This is a genomic window from Mesorhizobium sp. USDA 3734, from assembly GCF_056279665.1.
This window is the reverse complement of the sequence record NZ_JBWCCW010000001.1, coordinates 5,342,701-5,361,659: the sequence shown is the minus strand read 5'-3', so window position 1 is coordinate 5,361,659 and position 18,959 is coordinate 5,342,701. Positions and strand designations below refer to the sequence as shown.

15 protein-coding genes and 5 pseudogenes are annotated in these 18,959 nt (G+C 60.6%); 8 read left to right on the top strand and 12 right to left on the bottom strand.

Annotation, left to right across the window (positions count from 1 at the left end; genetic code table 11):
• The first annotated feature begins 2 nt into the window (after positions 1 to 2).
• The 3 genes from ACZ89F_RS25805 to ACZ89F_RS25795 all read left to right on the top strand — a co-directional run bounded on the left by ACZ89F_RS25805 (position 3) and on the right by ACZ89F_RS25795 (position 2,009).
• A complete protein-coding gene (locus ACZ89F_RS25805; RefSeq protein WP_476094811.1) occupies positions 3 to 917 on the top strand; it encodes a carbohydrate ABC transporter permease in 915 nt (304 codons plus the stop codon).
• The gene (locus tag ACZ89F_RS25800; protein WP_476094809.1) at positions 914 to 1,765 is read left to right on the top strand and encodes a carbohydrate ABC transporter permease; all 852 of its coding nucleotides are present in this window, start codon (positions 914 to 916) and stop codon (positions 1,763 to 1,765) included. The genes ACZ89F_RS25805 and ACZ89F_RS25800 overlap by 4 nt, the downstream gene beginning before the upstream one ends.
• A 106-nt stretch (positions 1,766 to 1,871) precedes the next feature.
• Positions 1,872 to 2,009 (top strand): helix-turn-helix domain-containing protein, encoded by a 138-nt coding sequence (locus tag ACZ89F_RS25795; RefSeq protein ID WP_476097383.1) that lies wholly within the window; start codon positions 1,872 to 1,874, stop codon positions 2,007 to 2,009.
• Between the two features lie 450 nt (positions 2,010 to 2,459).
• On the opposite strand, the pseudogene ACZ89F_RS25790 reads toward ACZ89F_RS25795, so the two are convergent.
• The 6 genes and pseudogenes from ACZ89F_RS25790 to ACZ89F_RS25765 all read right to left on the bottom strand — a co-directional run.
• Positions 2,460 to 2,908 (bottom strand): annotated as a pseudogene (locus ACZ89F_RS25790) (transposase); the annotation flags it as partial.
• A gap of 85 nt (positions 2,909 to 2,993) precedes the next feature.
• Positions 2,994 to 4,193 (bottom strand): IS91 family transposase, encoded by a 1,200-nt coding sequence (locus ACZ89F_RS25785; protein WP_476097382.1) that lies wholly within the window; start codon positions 4,191 to 4,193, stop codon positions 2,994 to 2,996.
• 10 nt (positions 4,194 to 4,203) lie between these two features.
• Positions 4,204 to 5,086 (bottom strand): annotated as a pseudogene (locus tag ACZ89F_RS25780) (tyrosine-type recombinase/integrase).
• Positions 5,087 to 5,345: 259 nt separating this feature from the next.
• Entirely contained in the window at positions 5,346 to 5,546 is a 201-nt protein-coding gene (locus ACZ89F_RS25775) for a hypothetical protein (RefSeq protein WP_476094808.1), read from the bottom strand.
• 115 nt (positions 5,547 to 5,661) lie between these two features.
• Entirely contained in the window at positions 5,662 to 6,333 is a 672-nt protein-coding gene (locus tag ACZ89F_RS25770; protein ID WP_476094806.1) for a tyrosine-type recombinase/integrase, read from the bottom strand.
• A 300-nt stretch (positions 6,334 to 6,633) separates the two neighbouring features.
• Positions 6,634 to 6,936 carry a LexA family protein gene (locus ACZ89F_RS25765; RefSeq protein ID WP_476094805.1) on the bottom strand — a complete coding sequence of 101 codons (303 nt, stop codon included), beginning with the start codon at positions 6,934 to 6,936 and terminating at the stop codon, positions 6,634 to 6,636.
• A gap of 38 nt (positions 6,937 to 6,974) precedes the next feature.
• On the opposite strand from ACZ89F_RS25765, the gene ACZ89F_RS25760 reads away from it, so the two are divergent.
• Positions 6,975 to 8,105 (top strand): IS630 family transposase, encoded by a 1,131-nt coding sequence (locus ACZ89F_RS25760; RefSeq protein WP_476097381.1) that lies wholly within the window; start codon positions 6,975 to 6,977, stop codon positions 8,103 to 8,105.
• Here the strand turns inward: ACZ89F_RS25760 and ACZ89F_RS25755 are convergent.
• The 4 genes and pseudogenes from ACZ89F_RS25755 to ACZ89F_RS25740 form a co-directional block, all read right to left on the bottom strand.
• Positions 8,091 to 8,744, bottom strand: coding sequence for a tyrosine-type recombinase/integrase (locus tag ACZ89F_RS25755; protein ID WP_476094804.1), 654 nt, complete (start codon positions 8,742 to 8,744; stop codon positions 8,091 to 8,093). The two genes, ACZ89F_RS25760 and ACZ89F_RS25755, sit on opposite strands and share 15 nt — an antisense overlap.
• Complete coding sequence (locus ACZ89F_RS25750; RefSeq protein ID WP_476094802.1) at positions 8,741 to 9,487, bottom strand: site-specific integrase; 747 nt, start codon at positions 9,485 to 9,487, stop codon at positions 8,741 to 8,743. Before ACZ89F_RS25750 ends, ACZ89F_RS25755 begins: the two co-directional genes overlap by 4 nt.
• Complete coding sequence (locus ACZ89F_RS25745; protein WP_476097486.1) at positions 9,436 to 9,954, bottom strand: hypothetical protein; 519 nt, start codon at positions 9,952 to 9,954, stop codon at positions 9,436 to 9,438. The genes ACZ89F_RS25750 and ACZ89F_RS25745 overlap by 52 nt, the downstream gene beginning before the upstream one ends.
• 142 nt (positions 9,955 to 10,096) lie before the next feature.
• Positions 10,097 to 10,863, bottom strand: a pseudogene (locus ACZ89F_RS25740) (IS256 family transposase); the annotation flags it as partial.
• 560 nt (positions 10,864 to 11,423) lie between these two features.
• Here ACZ89F_RS25740 and ACZ89F_RS25735 point away from each other — a divergent pair.
• From ACZ89F_RS25735 to ACZ89F_RS25725, 3 genes and pseudogenes are all read left to right on the top strand, one after another.
• Positions 11,424 to 12,008: an ArdC-like ssDNA-binding domain-containing protein gene (locus tag ACZ89F_RS25735; RefSeq protein WP_476094801.1), complete on the top strand. Its 585-nt coding sequence runs from the start codon at positions 11,424 to 11,426 to the stop codon at positions 12,006 to 12,008.
• A gap of 390 nt (positions 12,009 to 12,398) precedes the next feature.
• Positions 12,399 to 12,865, top strand: a pseudogene (locus ACZ89F_RS25730) (DDE-type integrase/transposase/recombinase); the annotation flags it as partial.
• A 532-nt stretch (positions 12,866 to 13,397) separates the two neighbouring features.
• Positions 13,398 to 13,702 (top strand): annotated as a pseudogene (locus ACZ89F_RS25725) (DDE-type integrase/transposase/recombinase); the annotation flags it as partial.
• 700 nt (positions 13,703 to 14,402) lie between these two features.
• On the opposite strand, the gene ACZ89F_RS25720 reads toward ACZ89F_RS25725, so the two are convergent.
• Together ACZ89F_RS25720 and ACZ89F_RS25715 are read right to left on the bottom strand one after the other, a co-directional pair.
• Positions 14,403 to 15,566, bottom strand: a complete 1,164-nt coding sequence (locus ACZ89F_RS25720) for an IS110 family RNA-guided transposase (RefSeq protein ID WP_476094680.1) — start codon at positions 15,564 to 15,566, stop codon at positions 14,403 to 14,405.
• Positions 15,567 to 15,653: 87 nt separating this feature from the next.
• Positions 15,654 to 15,818 (bottom strand): hypothetical protein, encoded by a 165-nt coding sequence (locus ACZ89F_RS25715; protein WP_476094800.1) that lies wholly within the window; start codon positions 15,816 to 15,818, stop codon positions 15,654 to 15,656.
• 372 nt (positions 15,819 to 16,190) lie between these two features.
• Here ACZ89F_RS25715 and ACZ89F_RS25710 point away from each other — a divergent pair, with 372 nt between their 5' ends.
• Positions 16,191 to 18,794 (top strand): HAD family hydrolase, encoded by a 2,604-nt coding sequence (locus ACZ89F_RS25710; RefSeq protein WP_476094798.1) that lies wholly within the window; start codon positions 16,191 to 16,193, stop codon positions 18,792 to 18,794.
• The last annotated feature ends 165 nt before the right edge of the window (positions 18,795 to 18,959 follow it).

Genomic DNA, 18,959 nt, shown 5'->3' with positions numbered 1-18,959 from the left:
AGATGGCGATGGAAGCGATTTCTGAGGGAGAAATTGTGAGGGCTGCACTCATAACCAGTCGATTGTCAAAATGGAGGGCCGCCATAGCGCCGCTCCTCTTCCTGTCTCCGGCTCTGGTTGCCCTCATCCTGTTTCGGTTGTTGCCAGCAGGTTGGCTCGTTCAACAGAGCTTGTCCGGCCCCGACGGCGAATTTGTCTGGCTCGATAATTTCGAGTTTCTTTTCACGGCGCCTTCATTTGCCAAGACCCTCCAGGCGACCCTAACCTTTGTCGCGGTGACCGTGCCGCTGCAGACGGCAATTGCTTTTGGCCTCGCTTTGCTGTTTGCCGAAACCTCACGGATCATCTCGCTGCTGCGAGTCTTGGTGTTCCTGCCGGTATTAATCCCATCGAGCGTCGCAGCCATACTGTGGGGCGCTGCATACCGCCCGCAGGGATTGGCAAATGCTCTGTTGAGGTCTGTAGGCGTGAGCGCTCAACCGTTCCTCACGTCGCCAGACCAGGCACTGATGTCGATCACTGTGATGAGTTCGTGGATCGGATGCGGCTTCTGGATGATTTTCCTCATCAGTGGCCTAAAGGACATTCCTCGCGATCTCTATGAGGCAGCATCGATCGATGGGGCTGGGAAACTTTCGTCGCTATGGCACATCACTATCCCGCTGATGCGTCGGCCGCTGGCCTTCGTAATCGTCGCTGACACGGTGGCCGCATTTTTGCTGTTCGCTCCGATCGCGATACTTACCCGAGGCGGGCCCAATGGCAGCACGCAGCTCGTCATGTTCGACGTGTATCAGCAGGCTTACTTTTTCAATGACGTGCCACTGGCTGCTGCGGAAGGGTTAACTTTGATGGTCGTCATGATGGTGATCATCCTCATCCAGTTCCGATTGCTGTCGCGGGAGAAGCAGCAATGAGCGCCGTAGAAACAAACTCGGCCGGGGCGGGACGCATCGTTCATCTGCTGTTCGGTATCGTTGTCGCCGCCGGTTTTATGCTGCCAATCGCTTGGCTGATTGCAGGTAGCCTCCGGCCCGGTAGCGAGATATTCACCTCGCTCGATCCGCTTTCCATTGGCTCCTTTATTCCGCCACGGCCGACGCTGGAAAATTTTGGCAGCGCGCTCGGCGGGTCGTTCCGAACTGGATTGATTAACTCTTTCGTCGTGGCGGCATGTACGGTGGTCGTGGCCCTGCTGGTGTGCGCAGCCGCAGCCTTCGCGTTGAGTGCGATGCAGTGGCGCGGCCGCGACGTCGTCTTCGCCCTCATCGTCTTCAGCTTTTTGATCCCAGAGGAGGTCGTGGCTGTCCCGTTGTCGGCCATCTTCGCACGGGGCGGGCTGCAGAACACCTACATCGCACTGATCGTGCCTTTCGTGGGCAACGGCATGGTGATCTTCCTACTGCGGCAGTTCTTCCGCGCCATACCGCGTTCGCTGATTGAAGCGGCTCAAGTCGATGGAGCAAGCTGGCTAAGGATTTTCCTCGAGATTTTCCTGCCGCTTTCGCGTCCGGCTCTCATCGCCGCCGGGGTCATCCTCTTCAATGGGCAATGGCAGGCCTATCTCTGGCCGCTTCTGGTCACGACGCGCCAGGACATGTTCCTCGCCCCGATCACCCTCGCCTTGATGGCGGGGGAGCATACCACCGACTACGGCCAGATCTTCGCTGCATCGACCGTTCTGAGCCTCATCCCTGCAGTCATTCTGCTGGGCTTTCAACGCTTCTTCACCGACTCGGTCGCGATGTCGGGCGCCAAAGAATAATCAGGAGATTCGCATGACCATACTTTGAGGCGCGACATTCCTCGCATTGCCGCGGAGCGGTTTGGTAAGGAGCTAAGTACTTGAATAGCAGGGCCGGCAAGAAGACCTGGCTGCGCGCGCTGAGCTTAGCATGCGCTACGTAGGCTCGATCGAACGCGCCCGTGCTTCTGCGAGTGTAAGCGCGCTCGGGCTACTGGCGGTCGCACTGAACGTTGATCCCTGCGACTTGATCAGACCGCCGTAGAAATGGAAGCAGTGTCCGGTCGCCCCAAAACTTATCTTTGGACCTGAGTTGCAGTTGAATGGCGCCCGCGCGTCCTCAGAGGGCGCAAAAAAACTCGCCCTTGGCCAAACGCGCATGATTAGATTAGCACATGGCGCCCAAAACTGCTGAGCTTGGCGCACAGGTACAAGGGAAACCGTGCAGCGCAATAACATCATGCGCAGATTAGTTTTTTCCGCGAGTTCCACCGAGAGCAGTCGTGCTGTCGTTCCGCAATCCACTTTCGCACCGATGGGTTGTGCTATCGGGAGCTGTCCTATCGGGGTATTCCGTAAGTCGTATCTGCCGGTACGCTACGGTTCTCGGAGGCAAGCCAGCCAGTCGGATAAAAAAGCACTTTAGCTGCCACGTTAATTCGGTACGTGGGGTTGTGTGCGTCAAGTTCTGCAAAAAGGGGCGCCATGGTGCTGGTCATGCGGCTTGGCGCAGAGCGAGCTTCTTGTGCTCGCGCAGGTCGTCCATGTTGATGTAGCGGTTGGCCTCCATCCAGTTTTCGTTGGTTTCGACGGCCAGCGCCCTGACGAGGCGCAGGCAACTCTGTGAGTTTGGAAAGATGCGCACGACATAGGTGCGCCGTCGGATTTCCTCGTTGAGCCGTTCAAGCATGTTGGTGCTCTTGAGATGCTTGTGCTGCTGGCGTGGCAGACGAAAGAAGGTCAGCGTGTACTCGACTCCTCCACCCATGTCGTCAGTCGTGGGTAGCGGGCCGACCATTTGGAAAGCCATGCGGCGAGATCGGCCTTGGCCTCGGCGAGATCGCGCCGGTCGTAGAGCCAGCGCAGTTCCTGCAGGCAATCGTCGCCATGCTTTCTCGGCAGGTGATCGAGCGCGTTCCTGAGGAAGTGCACGTTATGCCGACGTCGGCATAATGCAGAGCGTTTTTAGCTTGGCGTCGCGCAAAACGGCGGGTGGCGAGAGCGCACAGGGGCCGATCGCGACGGTGAGCTAAAAACGTGTTGGACTAAGCCGCCGGCACGGGTGGCCGCTATGGGCGTTCAATCGAGGCGGTGCCCATGAACAGGCGTCGTGTGGTTTGGGGATGCCGTCGCGGAGGGTGCGATTGCAAGGGGTCGCGTGCGCCGAAGCGGCACGGATATAGGTTGCGGCATGTGAGAATTGCCGCCGCGCCCTGCCGACAGAGGCAGCCGAGGGTGACGGCGCGCACTTGCCGAGAAAGCCGTAGTAGCGGATGCGATGGAAGCCCTCGGGCAGGACGTGCAACAAGAAGCGGCGAATGAACTCGTCGGACGCGACGGTCATGACCTTTTGCCGATTGCCGTGCCGGTAGTCCTTCCAGCGGAAACGAACGGCGTTGTCCTCGATGTCGATGAGACGGTTGTTGGAGATGGCAACGCGGTGCGTATAGCGCCCGACATAGTCGAGCACCTGGGCAGGTCCGGCGAAGGGCGGCTTGGCAAAGACGACCCACTCAGCCTTTCGTAGCGGCGCCAAATAACGCCGGAAGGCGTCGCGCTCGCTCAGGTGCTGCAGGCCAGAGAAAAACTGCAACTGGCCAGCGTCGAAGGCTTTCTTCAGATGTTCCAGGAACAATCGTCGGAACAGGCGCGAGAGCACCCGGACGGGCAAGAAGAAGCCGGGCTTGCAGGCGATCCACCGACGACCGTCGGCAGACAGGCCGCCGCCGGCGACGACGCAATGCAGATGCGGATGATGAAGCAGGTTCTGGCCCCAGGTGTGCAGCACGGCGAAGAAGCCGATCTCGGCACCCAGGTGCTTGGGGTCGGCAGCAATGGTGCGCAGGGTCTCGGCGGCGGCACGGAAGAGCAGGCCGTAGACGAGCGCCTTGTTGTGATAGGCGATGGCGGCAATGTCGCCGGGCAGCGTGAAGACGACGTGAAAGTACTGTGTGTCGAGAAGTTCAGCGCGACGATCCTCCAGCCATTGCGCGCGGGCCAGCGACTGGCACTTCGGGCAATGGCGATCGCGGCAGCTGTTGAACGCAATGCGGCTATGGCCGCAGTGATCGCACGCTTCGACGTGCCCGCCGAGCGCGGCGGTCCGGCACAGTTCGATTGCCGTCATAACGCGGCGCTGGGCGGTCGACAGCGACGCGTCATGCTGCTCGCGATAGGCTTCGCCGTAGTAGCGGAAGATATCCGCCACTTCCGGCCCCGAGCGGGCTATCGGCGCGAGCTCAGAAGTATTGAGGTTTGGCGGGTGGCGGCAGGATGGGCGCCGGACGCGGTAAGAGCTCGAAGGGGCTCGACGTGGCGCAGACCTTGTTGGTGGCGATCCGCAGGTAATGGGCGGTAGTCGCGAGGCTGCGGGTGACCGAGCAGCAGTTGAATGGTGCGCACGTCGGCGCCGGCCTCCAACAGATGGACGGCGAAGGCGTGTCGCAAACTGTGTGGCGTGACCGATTTGGACAATCCGGAGAGGTCGCGCGCTTTCGCGCAGGCTTGTCCCACCGCACTCCTGGTGATCGGCTGGTCGGCGCGGTCGCCGGGGAAGAGCCACGCCTTTGGCTGGCGCAGCTTCCAATAGTTGCGCAGGATCTCCAGCAGCTTGGGCGACAGCATCACATAGCGGTCCTTCTGACCTTTGCCCTGCTCGATGCGGATGACCATTCTCTGGCTGTCGATGCCCGTAGGCGTCAGCTGAACCGCTTCCGAGATGCGCAATCCGGCGGCATAGCAAGTGGTCAGGATGGCGTGGTGTTTGATGTCGAGGACGCAACCGAGGAACCGCTGAACTTCCTCGGCACTGAGGATGATCGGCAGCTTCTGCGGCTTCTTGGGAAGCGGCAGGACCTCTTCAGGCGCCCAATCCCGCTCGAGCGTCACCTTGTAGAGGAAGCGCAGCGCCGCAATGGCGGTGTGGATCGAGCCGGGCGACAGCTTCTTCTCATTGGTCAGATAGACCTGGTAGGTCCGAATGTCCTCTCGCCCGAGCAAGGCCGGCGACTTGCCGAAATAGCGGGCGAACAGCGACACCTGCTGAAGGTAGGAAAGCTGGGTATTGAGCGAAAGGTTGCGCACCTCCATGTCCTCGCTCATGCGCTGGCGAAGTTGGGTCATGACAAACTCCTCCTTTGTCCGATGGAATGGGCTGCAAGCAGCCACTCCATGCTGACGCAGTCGGAGCTTGTTGTGGACACATGACCAGCGCGACAGACGACGCGATCAACACCACGCCGGCGGCACACATCCTCCTTGCCGCTCCGCATCCGCGGAGCGGGTTAGTCCAAGGTCCATTATGCCGATGTCCGGATTATGCCGACCTTGGGGGTGGATGTCGGCTTCGGAGGCGGTGATCGCTGCGATGGGGTCGGCATAATCAGAGCGCCTCGAGGAAAGCGAGAAGCTTGTCGGGCGGTCTGTAGCGTCCTGGCGCCGTGTTGGCCGGCGTGGTTTTCGCCAGGGTGCGTTCTTTAAGCTCCAGATCGGCGTGCAAGTAGATGTGGGTGGTCTCGATCTGTTCGTGGCCAAGCCACAGCGCGATCACCGAGGTGTCGACGCCGGCACGCAGCAGTCGCATTGCCGCGGTATGAGCAAGGTGTGCAGTGTGACCCTTTTCCGCTGCAGCGACGGACAGTTTCTGGCAGCGATTTCGACATACCTCGCGAGCCGGTGCTCGATAGCGTCGCGGCTGATCATCCTGCCGGTCTGTGTAGGGAAGAAGAATCGGCCGGCTGCCCGGCACGTTCGGCCAGCCAGACGCGCAGCACGGCGGCCATGTTGGAGGTAAGGGGTGTGATCCGCTGCTTTCGCCCCTTTCCGATACAGCTGACATGAGCGCCGGAACCGAGATGGATATCGGCGCAGTGAAGGCCGATCAGTTCGGACGCCCGCAGGCCGGTTTGGGCGGCGAGCCGAAGCAAGGCGTGGTCGCGCCGCCCGGTCCAGGTCGACCGCGCGGGGGCGGACAGCAATACATCGAGTTCCTCCTCCGTCAGGAACGTCACAAGCCGTCGCTCAAAACGCTTAGGCGCAATCGCGAGCACCCGCTCGATTGTCGCGGCGTACTCGGGGTAACGAAGGGCGGCGAACCGGAACAACGACCTGATTGCGGCAAGCCGCGCATTCCGGGTCCGCGCGCTGTTGCCTCGATGACGCTCGAGGTGATCGAGGAAGTCGCCGACACACGCGGCATCGAGGTCGTTGAACTCCAGCCTGGAAGGCTCTGTGTCATGCCGCGCGGCGGCGAAGACCAGCATCAGCCGCAGGGTGTCCCGATAGGCGGCGAGGGTATGCGGGCTGGCTTGCCGCTGCCGGATCAGGCGGTCGGTGAAGAACGCCTGCAAGGTCGCGCTGAGGGCGGTCATGCGCCGCCTCCGATCCGTCGTTCCAGACGATCACCGGCCAGTTGCAGCAATTCCGGAGCCGCCGAGAGATACCAGTACGTCTTGCCCGGACGGCGTGACCGAGATAGGTCGACAGCAGGGCAAGCCGGCGCCCCGGGTCGCCGCCGTCGCGATAAGCATCAAGAAGCGTGCGAACGGCAAACGCGTGCCGCAGGTCGTGGAGCCGTGGTCGGCAACCTGCCGAGCGCGGGGCGATGCCGACGCGACAGACGAGCTTCTGGAACGTGTTTGAACGTTCACATAGAGCAGCCTAGTACCTTTTCACAGTGATGTTGACTGGTTGATTTCCAGCCATTCGAGAATGGGCAGGCGTTGCGGAGGGACAAGGATCTCGATGCTTCTTGGAACGCGGGGTTGACGGCGAATGAGGCCGTTGCGTTCGAGGGTGACGATCATCTGATGGACCGACGGCGGACTGACCTGGAAATGGCGTTGGCTGTCGGCTTCGGCGGGCGGGCACCGAAACATGTGCGAATAGGTGTAGATGAAGGCCAGGTACTGCCCCTGCTTTTCGGTGAAGCCCTTGTCGGCGGGCCGCTGTGCAGCGTCTGATTTTTGACTCATCTTTGGATTCGTCCGGTGCCTCCGACGAGGAGGCTGCAATGAACATACGTTATCGAGTGGAACTGAGCCAAGCCGAACGCGACGAGTTGAACACCATGCTGAAGGGAGGCAGGCATGCTGCCCGTAAGCTCAAGCGAGCCCAAATCCTGCTTGCCGCGGATGCCGGAAGCAGCGACGAGGAGATTGCCCGGGTGGCGGCGGTGGGCGGCTCGACCGTCTATCGCACCAAGCGCCGTTTTGTGGAGGGCAATCTGGAATACGCAATGAGCGAACTGCCGCGTCCGGGGGCCGAGCGCAAGCTGACCGGCAAGGAGGAAGCCTTGCTGGTGGCGACGGCGTGCGCGAACCCGCCTGCGGGCCGACGCCGCTGGACGCTGGAACTGCTTGCCGACGCCATGGTCAAGCTGACCGATCACAATAGTCTGTCGCACGAGACGGTGCGCCGCCGGCTGGCCGAGAACCACCTCAAGCCGTGGCGCAGGGACATGTGGTGCATTCCCCAGATCAACGGCGAGTATGTGGCACGCATGGAAGACGTGCTCGATCTCTATGCCGAAGCGCCCGATCCAAAGCGCCCGGTAGTCTGCTTCGACGAGACCCCGGTGCAGCTCATCGACGAGGTTCGTCAGCCCATCCCCGCCGAGCCCGGCCAGTTGGAGCGCTACGACTATGAGTACCGCCGCAACGGCACCGTCAATCTGTTCGTCTTTCTTGACGTGAACCGGCCTTGGCGAAGGGTCAAGGTCACCGCGCGGCGCACCGCACGAGATTATGCCCACTGCATGCGCGACCTCGTCGATGTCCATTATTCCGAGGCAAGCTGCATTCGCGTCGTGCAGGACAATTTGTCGACCCACACGGCGGGCACCCTCTACGAAGCCTTCCCGCCGGCCGAAGCCCGCCGCATCCTGCGCCGTCTGGAATTCCACTACACGCCCAAGCACGCCAGTTGGCTCAACATGGTTGAGATCGAGATCGGCGTCCTCAACGGCCAGTGCCTGGATCGACGTATCGACAATGCCGAGCGTCTAACCAGCGAGATCGCCGCATGGGAGCGCCAGCGAAACGCTGCCGGAGCTCGTATCGATTGGATGTTCACAACCGACAAGGCCCGAGCCAAAATGGGTCGGGCCTATCCGCAAGTGGTCAAAGAGTCAGAACCACTGTGAAAAGGTACTAGTGCCGGCCGGTGAGACGAACAGGGCGGGCGTGTTCGGCGGCCGGCGGGGTCGATCGCGCCGGCGCAGATAATTGCCGAGGGCCGCAACAGTGCTCGGATGTAACGCCAACTCGCGGGATTTTCCGGACTTTCCGCGCCGAATGGTGAGGCCGCCGCCGACCGCATCGAAGTCGTCGCGGTCCAGGCCGATCGCTTCTCCAACCCGCATTCCGGTCACGGCCAGCAAGCCGATCAGGGTCCGGTAGGTTGCTTCCCGATGCGGCGTGCGCAAGGCCGCGGTTGCCGTCATCAAGGCGATGACGTCCTCCTGCGAATAGAGGTAGGGCGTCGCTCGGCAAGATCGCCCCGGCAGCAGATCACACGGCGGCACCTCGGTTGCCGGCTCGATCCCGCGCAGATGGGTCGCAAAGCGGCGAACGACGGAAAGTCGCGCCGACATCCAGCTTCGATCGGCGCCTGCCGGCAGCATCGCCCAAATGAGGGCCGTCTTGGTGGTCAGGTGGTCTTCGCCCTGCGCCTCGAGGTAGGTGAGGAACTGGGCAAGAAGCTTCTCGGACCCAACAAGCGTGTAGCCGAGGGCGCGACGCATGGCCAGGTAATCGGCCAGGGCCTGGCGAAGGGCGCTCATGCCACCTCTCCCGGCCAAGGGCGGGCAATCGTTCGCAGGGCTTCGCGATCAACCTTGGCATAGATCGCCGTTGTCAGGGCGCGGCGATGACGCAGGACCTGCCCGACCTCCGGCAGCGACGCGCCGGCGCGCAACATCGCCGACGCCGCCGTATGGCGCAGGCGGTGGGCGTGGATCCGGCCGAGCCCGGTGCGGCAACCGGCGGCGGCCACGATTTGCGACACGCCAGCGCTTGTGAGGGCATCGTGGGGCGCCCTGACTCGCACAAATACTGTCCGGCCCTGGGCGGTCCGGGGACGGCCGTGGCGCAGATAGGCCGCCACCGCTTCGCCGACATCGGCCGGCAAGGGAAGGTGTTCGATGCAGCTTCCTTTGCCCCGTACGAGAATCTCACCGGTCCGCCAATCCAGGTCGTCAAGCTTGAGCTTGGCGACTTCCCCCGCCCGCAAGCCAAGACGAACCAATATGGTCAGGACCGCGAAGTCGCGGCAGCCGTTCGACGTATCGCGGCCGCAGGACGTCAGCAGGCGCTGAACCTGGTCGCAATCCAGTCCCTTTGGCAACCCAGCCAATCGCCGACCGGCGACCGAGGGCACGCAAGCGGCAAGAGATCGCGCGATGAGACCCTCGACATGAAGGAACGTGAGCAGCGACCGCAGCGCCGTTACAGTCAGGCTTGCCGCGCCGCGGCTCAGCTGAGGGCAACGTGCCACGACAAAGGTGACGACGTCGGTCGCGGCCAAACCCGCAAGGTCCAGGGCACGCCCGTCGGACGACAATCGATGACGCAGAAAGGGGCGCACCACCGGGCATAGACATCGGCGGTCGCTTTCCCCAAACCGCGCTCAATCGCCAGATAGCGTCGGTATCGTTCCAGCAGCTGATCTGCCGGATCCTCGGGTGCACGGGGCGACGGCAGCACCACGCCGCGAGACTGCAAATAGGCCAACAGGGGCTGCAATGCTTTGATCGAGTGGAGTTGCGGGCCAGCGGCACGACGGGTACGGACGAACCGATCGACCTCGCTCGCACCCAGTCCCTCCACATCCATGCCTTCCAAGGCGAGCCAGCGGCTCAATCGCGCCACCAGCCGCATCTGCTCGCGAGCGGAAAGCGGCGTATAGCCTTGTCGGGCGAGTTCGCCGGCAAACCCAGCCGCAAACGGGGCAAGTGGACCCTGGACGCGAACGCGAAACGGATCGATTGACATGAAAGCATCCCCTTCTTTGGAAACAAGAAGAGGAGTTTGCACGATCCGTCAGACCGCCGGTGATTATGCCGACCCCATCGCAGCGATCACCGCCTCCGAAGCCGACATCCACCCCCAAGGTCGACATAATCCGGACATCGGCATAATGCACGTAGCAGCGCTGCCATGCCGCTTCCGGGATCACCTCGCCGATCGCCGCGACCAGGCCGGCATGATCGTCGGACACGACCAGCTCGACGCCCTTGAGGCCGCGCGCCTTCAAGCCGACGAGAAAGTCCCTCCAGGCCGAGCGGCTCTCGCGATTGGCCATCTCCACGGCCAGGATCTGACGCCGGCCGTCCCAGTCGATGCCAACCGCGATCAGCACCGCCTGGCTCATGACGATGCCGGCTTCGCGCACCTTCTCGTAGCGAGCATTTCGAGGATGAGGTAGGCAAAAGGCTCTTGAAGCGGGCGCTCGGCAAACGCTTTCAAGCTCTCATCCAGGCGTTTGTTGATGGCCGAGATGGACGAGGCCGAGAACGAATGACCGCACAGCTCTTCCGTGATCGCCTTGACCTTGCGGGTCGACACGCCCTGCACATACATCTCCGCAAGCGTGGCCACCAAGGCCCGCTCCGAACGCTGGTAACGCTCGAAAAGCTCGGTGGAAAAGCGGCCGGCCCGGTCCTGCGGAACTCGCAGCTCAAGTTTGCCGACACGGGTGACAAGAGTGCGGCCATAATAACCCGAGCGGTAGCCGAGCCGCTCCAGTGTGCGCTCGCCCTTCGAAGCCCCCAGCGCCTCGTCCATCTCGGCCTCGAGCACCTCCTGCATCACCGCCCGGATCACTTCGTGCAGACCTTGCGGGTCCGAAAGCAGAATGTCTTTGACGACGGCGCTGGCGGTCTTACTTTCAGTCTTGGTCATGGTGGCGTTCCTTCGCGGGAATCAGGTGACGTTGAACATCACCAGCCTGCCATGACCGCCCCCTCTCAGCGAATTTGCAGAACTCTCAGCGACACTACCTTACGTGGCCCAACACCCAAATTGGCAGACGGCATCGCAGCCTGATTGACATGATTGCATAGTCGAGGGTGAACGGAAGTGAAGCACGAAGATCCCCGTCCGTCCGCTCCGACGACGTTTGCTCGCCGGATGCTCGTGAACCGAGCCCGCTTTCATTCGCCAGCTCAGGCGGTCTCGGCCATCCGGCCTTACCCCCTGGCGCGGGCAGCCCGTCGGCTGCTGATGGACCCATTTGGCCGGCGCGGTCAATCTGTTGGCCTTTCCCCGGATGCGGAGTGGGCGGCACTCCCTTCTAGGCCCGCCGCGGCATCCCGCAACCCTTCGCCTGCGGCTCCGGGTCCTCCTCTTCGTTCCGGTCCTTCGGATGCGGTCCGCCTTCTACGGCAGGCCTTTCCGGTCGCTTTCGCCGCCCACCCCGCTTCCGGGGGAGGGCGTGGGAGATTTGGAGCGGAGGACAAACGATGCGTGCAACCGAAAAGCGTTCTGCCCTTGCAAGCCCGGCGCAAAGGAAGGGCGGCCGCCCGGGCGCGAGCCTTTATCAGGAGATCACCGACCGCATCATTGCCGAACTGGAGCGCGGCACCGTGCCATGGGTCAAACCGTGGGGCAGGGCGAGGCGGACCTTGGCCTGCCGAGGAATGCCGCCACTGGCCGCTGCTATTCCGGCATCAACATCCTATCCTGTGGGCGCGGTCATCGAGCGCGGCTACCCCAGCCAGTACTGGCTGACCTTCCGGCAGGCGCTTGTCCTTGGCGGCAATGTCAAGCAGGGCGAGCGCGGCACGACCATCGTGCATGCCGACCGCTTCGTTCCCAAGGACGAAAAGGAACGCGCCAAGGCCGAGGGCGACGAACCGCAGGCCGTGCCTTTTTTGCAACGCTTCTACCCGTCTTCGTCGCGCAGTGCGACAGCCTGCCCGAGCACCTCCACGATCCGGCTCGTTCGGTACGAAAACCTATGCGCGCGAGGAACTCGTCGCCGAAATCTCTGCCGCTTCGTCTGCAGCAGTCTCGGCATCGAGCCGACCGTGCGCCACGCCGACTAAATCGGCTCATGGCTGAAGGTGCTGCGCGAGGACAATCGCGCCATCTTCCGCGCCGTCAGCCACGCTCCTCAAGGAGTGGCTGACCTTCAAGCAATTGACACGGCTATTGCTGCTGGTCCGGCCCTAAGATGGGCTGTTATGGGTCCATCGTCTGAATTTTTCTTGGGGTGCGAGATCCAACCCTTACGGCAACTTTATAGAAGGTCATCGCTGATGAGATGGATTGGGGGTATTACCTGGCGCCACCAGGCTTCCAGCCAGATCGGGAATTGATGCATGCGTATGCCGAAAAGTGGCAAAGGGAATTGACGTTATCAACTTAACTCGCGTTCAGGGATTTGCGCATAGACCGATGGCATGAACACCGCGACCGTCAGCTTCAAGGGCGGGTGGGGCATCAAGTTCGGTCCGCATTACGCGCTTGCCGCAAGCAGCACAGCCGAAACGATGTCTGGCACCTGGACGAGGTCGCCATTACCATCGCCGGCAGGAAACCTGGTTGTGGCGCGTCGTTGACCAGGATGGCTATGTGCTCGACGAGATCGTCCAGAACCGCCGCAACACCAAATTCGAGCATTGGTCGCACAAGGGATTTGAACAACCGACCGGAGAAGGCATATGTGCCGCTGCGAAAACGGGAGCGGATGATGCAAGGCTTCCGATCACCAGGAGCACTGCAACGCTTCGTTTCGATCTTGTCGGCTCTGCGCAATCTCTTGGTCCCGCCCCGCTCAAAACGCTCCGCTTTCGCTACACATATTCACCGCCTGCAGGCCACGGCGCAATGGAAGCCGTGGCCATGGTCAGCTGACATCAGCGGCCGCAGGTCTCAACGCGTTTATATGCAGACAACGTGACTTCGCCGTTGTCCGTTCTCACCAGAGATCGGGCCGTCTGCCGAAGGCGGGCCTGGCTGGGGAGCTCAAGGAGGCGATAAAGATGAAAATCATTCGGGACGGTCATCGTAGTCACGATCCGCAAATGTTCATTTCTCACGGCAGGTTGGAGCCAAGCCCCGAACGGCCAGAACGCGGATGTGCTACTTGCGTCGGCCCTCTCCGCCGGACACGAGGCGCTGAAGCCAACGGACGCCTCGGTGCTGAGGCGTGTGCATACAGCGCGTTATCTCGATTTTTGGAGAACGGCATCTATGAATGGCTTGCGCTGCCTCAGGCAGGTCCGGAGATCGTGCCCGCTACACACCCCAACACTTTGCATCACGTTATACCAGTCATACTGTTGCGCGCGCCGGATTCACCTCGCCGGCACGTCATCCGCGGTCGGTCGGGGAACTTGTTGGGCGGCGGCTCGATCCAGCATAGATACGCCCTTAATATTGGTAGTTTGATCGCGAGCGGCGAGCGTCGCGCTGGCCGTTCGCCACCGTGGCGGGCGCGGGCGACCGGAACCATGGCGCCGATGCTGGTGCTGCTGCGTCGCAATGAGCGGTGGTCGCTCGACTTCGTGTCGGACCAACTCACCGACGGGCGCCGCTTCCGCATCCTTGCCGTCGTCGACGACTGCACGCGGGAATGCCTGGCGCTGGTGGCCGCACATCGCTCTCGGACATTCGTGTGGCGTGCGAGTTGGATCAGCTCATTGCCGAGCGTGGCCGGCCGACGATGATTGTCAGCGACAATGGCAGCGAGTTCACCTCGAACGCCATTCTCGCCTGGGCCGACCAGAAGGGCGTCGGAAGCTGCCGAAATCATTAAACGCTGGGCGAAAAGTCGAATAGGTTCGGCGGCCGCCTTCATCGGTGCCGGCCTGTCGCGGCGCGCCGGCTATCCCGATTGGCGTACGCTGCTGGCGGATATCACCAAGGAACTGCGGGTCAGTTCCGGGAGAGGGCGAAATGACACTCCAAGTAGTCCTTCGCGAAGAGCTACACTTGTATGGGGCGATGATTGTCAAGCTTGCTCCTGGTTCGTTTCCTCATCTCCTCGTTCGGGCCGATTGGCGACCATCTCCTCGTGCCGACCTGGCTTCGAACTGGCCGCCGCGCGCAGTGACGGTCAAGGGTGGGCCGCAGGCTCCCATCGCGAAGCGACTTGTCCTTGACGGTCACGAGCACGCGGCAGGCTTTGCCGGGTCGGGTGAGCCGTTTCCAGTGGGGGCCAAATGCCGACGACAGATTTCCGAGGCGAGCTCGCCGAGCCAGGCGCGAAGGTCGCGCGGCAGACTTGTATGCGGTAGATCGCAGTGGGATCTGACCATGATGCAGCATGCGCATCGGTGGCGAAGCTCCGGGGCGGCGGGGCCCATTCTACGCCGGCGGTCCGAAGGACCATGTGTAGCTTCGGGTGGCCGCCACCTCGGATCGTCATCGGCAGACCCTGCTGCGGGCCCGCCAATTGGGGTGTGCCTTGTTCTCCCTCTTCCCACGTGCCTCCATCACGCCGCACGCACGATGACGCCCTGCGGCACCTCGCCCGCGGTGACGAAACGCCAAAGCGCAATCAGCAGCTTGCGTGCCAGCGCCACGATCATCGTCTTGCGCGTGGTTTTGCGGCCGTCGCTCGTGCGCGCCTGGAACCATTGGGCCAGGTCGCTGTCCTTCTGGAACAGGAGAAAGCGCCACGCCAACTGGATCATGCCGCGCCGCACGCGGGCATTGCCGGCGCGCGCCAGCCCTTTCTCGCGGCGGCGTTGGCCGCTCTCGTCTGGCGACCCTGTCAGCCCGGCATAGCGCGCCACGGCGCGGCGGTCGCGCAACGGGCGCGACAGGATCTCGTGAACCAGCATGTCGGCGGTCTCGACGCCGATGCCGATGATCCGCGCCAGCAGGCGAACCATCGCGTGACCGTTCGCCGCAGCCGGAGCCGCCGCCAGCCGGCGCAGGCGCTCCTGTTCGATGGCGCGGATCTGCGCGCGCACGAGGTTGAGGCGCTCAAGGAAGCGGTAGAGCTCGGCGCGGGTGTTGTCCGGCAGCGGCGTTCCCTCCGCCGTTCGGATGCTCTCCAGCCTGTCCGCCGCCTGGCGCAGGCTCAGCCGGAAGCTGCGGACCCCGAAGCGGGCGAGGATCGCCTTGACGCGGTTGATGAGCCGCGTCTGCTCGCCGACCAGAGTCCCCCGCTCGCGGTTCGGCCGCCGCGCGTCCTCCTCTTCGAGTGTCGGGATCGCAGCCATGGAGCAATGACGTTTCTCGCCGCGCAGCCAGCCGAGAAAAGCACGCATCAAAAGCTCGGTGTCGAGACGATCGGTCTTGGCGCGGCGGTGCTCGCGCGACACTGGAACGCTCGAGGGATGGATGGCATAGGCATCGATGCCGTGCGCCCGCAGCCAGCGCGCCAGCCAGAAGCCGTCGCCGGCCGCCTCATAGGCGACGGCGATCCGCTTGATCGTATGCCCGGCCCGGCCGGCTTCGTCGCGCCAGCGCTGCAGCAGCTTCAACAGTGCTGGGGCGTCGGCATCGATCTTCTTCAGCGGCTGGCGTTTGAGACCCGGAACAAGCGCGGCGACGAGCCACTTCGCCTTGCTCATTTCGATGACGGCGATGATCGTGTTATCCTGTTCGAGAGCGGTAAGGGACCGGCTCGTGTCAAAAGATTGCGACATGGGGCGCCTCCTTCTGATGGTGGTTTTGACAGCGCCGAAGGATGCCACACCCTCGCCGCTCGCCCCATAGCATCTGCCCGCTGGAGATCATGCTTTACCTGCCGCGCGTTCTTCGTATGCCAGCGCACATGCGACTTCAGGAATCAGGGACAGCCATTCCGGACCGACTCCAGCGAGCGTGTAGTTCATTTCGGCCAGCCAGTCGGGCCGGTTTAGCACCTGCGCAGCAGCCAGCTTCTCGCCGGTAGACATACTCCAAACCCGCCGTGCTCGGCGTCCTGAGTCCTTGGTAACGATGTGCCGTGGCGGACGACCACATCATCAGGTGATTTTTACAGAAACTTAACGCACGCAACTCGGCTGCTGCGATTTGCCGATGTGACACGGCGGTCGAACCGGGCCCCCGAACTCTGTCATGTTTGTCGGATTCGGCACAAAAGGCCTATTTAGCCATCCGTGTCGCTTCAACCTAAACAACTGAAAAGCCACTAAAGAAGTCTTCATTCACTCGATCAGCCGGGCTGGCATGAAATTTGAAACGTTCATTGATGTGTTAAGCGACGCCAGTGCTTGCACATTAAGTAAGAAGTTCTCCCCAGAAGGATCGCGCGAAGGAGACGTTATATGCAGCATATACTGGATAAATTAACCGCCAAGATAAGGCAAACCGATGGTGACCAACAGTCTTGCGACAAGTTCCGTTTGGAAAATCTGTTGGATCATGACCTATTTGGCGAGATCTTGCCGCGTCTTCCCGGAGACGACCTCTATCGGTCTACCGGTCACCCTAATGCAATGGTAGACGGGGGTAGTCTGATAGGAAATAAATCGGAGGATCGCCTGCTCCAGAGCAACATGCGTGATACTCACCATAGGACTAACATAAAAGTTCACGACATTCCCACGATTCTAGACGACTTTGGGGATTCCGTAAAGGTACTATCGCTTGACTGTTTCGATACGTTGCTATGGCGAAAGACATCGACACCTAGTGATGTTTTTGCCGTGCTCGCCGATAATCCCGTCGCGCGAAGGTTAGGGATAGCTCCTCACCAACGCGTTAGCGCTGCTGCGCGTGCCTATCGAGCGAAGCCATTAGAGAACGGATCGAGGGGGGCGGATCTCGGTGATATTTATCGGCTTTTTACATCGCTTTCTGGTGAGGAACGGGAGCTAATGGCCGAGGCTGAAATCCGAACCGAAATGGATGTTTGCTTTGCATTCTCACCGTACGTAGAACTGATCAGGCTGGCGCACGCCCGTGGTATCAAAATTATCATTGTGAGCGATATGTATTTGCGCGAGGACGAGTTAAGGCGCCTCTTGGCTCGGCATTTGCCTGAGGACGTTATGCAGTCAATTAACAAGATTTACTGCTCTGTCGATTATGAGACGTCGAAGAGCAGTGGCCTTTTTCGGATTGTAATCAAGGAGTGCGGCGTGTCTGCGTCGCAACTGCTTCACATCGGAGATAATGATGTAGCCGATGCGCAAGCGCCGCGGAAATTGGGCGTACGTGCGCTGCATTTCCAGCCGTTTGATCATGAGGTCGCAGACTTCTTGCGCCTACAGCACGCGGCATCGTCGTTGATTGTACTCGATGAGGCGGCGCCGGGAGCAGTTGTTCTGCCATGCTATAGTCCGTTTCGGCCAATATTTGCTGTAGCAAACCTGCAGCCGTACGCGCCTGAGACGATGATCGGCTACATGTCGTTTGGCCCGGTGCTATACTCCTATGCCCGTTTTCTTATTGACGAGGTGGAGGCACTACAACAGCAGGGCAAGCGAGTAAAAGTCTTCTTTCTGTTGCGTGACGCTTATCTTCTTTCAGCTGCGTGTGAGGCCTATGCGCGCAAGCCCGTTGGCAAACCGGTACGAATCCGCAAATTTCTTGCTGTTGCGGCCTCTTTCAAAACCCGCGCCGATGTCGATTATTACATAAGCGGGATCGAACACGAAGTTGACGATTTTCACGCCACTGCAAAACAGCTTTTGCTTCCGCCTGAAGTGACTGAATTATTAATACGGATCGCCCATCAATCTGCCGATCCGCAAACGGCATTTTACCAGTTGCTGCGCGACGCCGATGTGTTGGAGTTGATATTCAAGAAGTCATTTGATTTACGTGCCCGCTTAAAGCGATATTTATCAAGAGAACTCGAGGTTGAGGAAGGCGATACCATTATTTTGGCGGACATAGGCTATCACGGCAGAACGCAGGAATATCTGACTAGGACGTTTAAAGAAGAATACAAAATAGAAATACTAGGACGCTATTTGGTTGCTTCAGGCGAACCTTACCGCCCTGCGAACAATAAAGCACTTATTACCTCGTCCTGTTGGAATTATGATTTATTTGAGCAATGTTGCGTCATTAAGGAAGGAATGGTTGTTGACTACGAAGTGGACGGCGAGCCAGTTCTCGATGAGATAAAACTTAGCGAGAGGCAGTACGAGAAGGTTGCCAAAATTCAAGATGAATGCTTGCGGTTCATCAATGATGCGAGGTCGTTTTTTTCGAAGTCTGGTGTAACACATGAGTATTCTATATTGCAGCGGGCCGCCCACGCAGCTCTATTTCGTCATAGCTACATGCCTATTGAAGCGGAGTTGGAATATTTCAAGGGCTTCCAGAACGACAAGTTTATGGGGCCAGATCGCACGAAGACGCTCTATCATCTAGACAGTGCTTGGAAGAATGTGAGGTGCCTGCCCTCACCTTATCGGCTGGGTGCATTTGAAACGCGCAGCTTGGGGCTTGACTTCGCATTCAGCGGTCTGGTGCAAAAAAGATTTCAACTTGATCTAAGACCAGAAGATATGAATGTGCGGTTTTCACCTCTGAAAGTCTCGATAGGGAGCATACGAGAGTCCAAGGTCTTCTTGCTTAGAGCGCACCATCTGCATGACGGATATTTCTCCATTATGCTGCCATATGAAAGCGGCACCAGTGTGAAAATGCTTCTGGGCGAGCATTACGTATGGTTGCAGATCGAAGGTGTGCAACTTTTAAATGACGCAAGAAGGGTGTGTAGTGATGTGTCGAGCTCACTCGATCTGGAAGAAGTCAACCGGGAGGGAGAGATTTACCAGTGCCTGTCACAGGCAAGTGTCGCGACAATACGTCCCGTTGATTTGCAACAGTTCAAAACGCCTCATTACTATCATGTGATCTTTCGCCCATTGGTTTTGAGGGCGTCTGATCCGCCGCAGAGGCCAGGCGCCTAGGAGGAAAGATGGTGCCGCCGGTGCAGCGGTGATTCGCTGGCTCCGAAGGGATTCGGGGTGACGTCGCTGAACGTGGTGTAGGAGGCCGCGCGCGGAGCCGTCGGCGTCGCAGCGCGCGGTCGATCGTAACGCTGGCGGTCATCGCCGATCTTCGAGAAGGTTCGG

Excerpts from the sequence above, each read along its gene's own strand:
- ACZ89F_RS25805 (WP_476094811.1), top strand. The coding sequence starts at position 3 with ATGGCGATGGAAGCGATTTCTGAGGGAGAAATTGTGAGGGCTGCACTC.
- ACZ89F_RS25800 (WP_476094809.1), top strand. The coding sequence starts at position 914 with ATGAGCGCCGTAGAAACAAACTCGGCCGGGGCGGGACGCATCGTTCAT.
- ACZ89F_RS25775 (WP_476094808.1), bottom strand. The coding sequence starts at position 5,546 with ATGCGACTGCTGCGTGCCGGCGTCGACACCTCGGTGATCGCGCTGTGG.
- ACZ89F_RS25770 (WP_476094806.1), bottom strand. The coding sequence starts at position 6,333 with ATGACCGCCCTCAGCGCGACCTTGCAGGCGTTCTTCACCGACCGCCTG.
- ACZ89F_RS25765 (WP_476094805.1), bottom strand. The coding sequence starts at position 6,936 with ATGAGTCAAAAATCAGACGCTGCACAGCGGCCCGCCGACAAGGGCTTC.
- ACZ89F_RS25760 (WP_476097381.1), top strand. The coding sequence starts at position 6,975 with ATGAACATACGTTATCGAGTGGAACTGAGCCAAGCCGAACGCGACGAG.
- ACZ89F_RS25755 (WP_476094804.1), bottom strand. The coding sequence starts at position 8,744 with ATGAGCGCCCTTCGCCAGGCCCTGGCCGATTACCTGGCCATGCGTCGC.
- ACZ89F_RS25745 (WP_476097486.1), bottom strand. The coding sequence starts at position 9,954 with ATGTCAATCGATCCGTTTCGCGTTCGCGTCCAGGGTCCACTTGCCCCG.
- ACZ89F_RS25735 (WP_476094801.1), top strand. The coding sequence starts at position 11,424 with ATGCGTGCAACCGAAAAGCGTTCTGCCCTTGCAAGCCCGGCGCAAAGG.
- ACZ89F_RS25720 (WP_476094680.1), bottom strand. The coding sequence starts at position 15,566 with ATGTCGCAATCTTTTGACACGAGCCGGTCCCTTACCGCTCTCGAACAG.
- ACZ89F_RS25715 (WP_476094800.1), bottom strand. The coding sequence starts at position 15,818 with ATGTCTACCGGCGAGAAGCTGGCTGCTGCGCAGGTGCTAAACCGGCCC.
- ACZ89F_RS25710 (WP_476094798.1), top strand. The coding sequence starts at position 16,191 with ATGCAGCATATACTGGATAAATTAACCGCCAAGATAAGGCAAACCGAT.